This window comes from Acidovorax sp. FJL06 (assembly GCF_003852545.1).
In the GTDB taxonomy this organism is placed as follows: Bacteria; Pseudomonadota; Gammaproteobacteria; order Burkholderiales; family Burkholderiaceae_C; genus Acidovorax.
Map to the genome: position 1 here is coordinate 6,107 of NZ_QAJR01000059.1, position 235 is coordinate 6,341.

General features: G+C 66.0%; 1 pseudogene. It reads right to left on the reverse strand.

What is annotated here, in order from left to right:
* Positions 1-235, reverse strand: a pseudogene (locus DBV10_RS22040) (ABC transporter); the annotation flags it as partial.

Genomic DNA, 235 nt, shown 5'->3' on the forward strand with positions numbered 1-235 from the left:
CATGGTGCCCACGGCCTGCTTGACCATGTCGCCCGTGAAGTTGAAGCTGCCCAGGTAGCTGCGCAGGTCCTGCTCGCGGCTCGGTTGCTTGGCGTCGGGGCCCAGCTCCTTGGCCAGGCGGATCATGTGCTCCAGCGGATTGTCGGCGGGGCGCAGCACGTCCAGTTCCTGCTGGGCAAAGTAGCCGATGTTCAGGCCCTTGCCTTCGGTGATGCTGCCGCCCAGGGCCTTCATG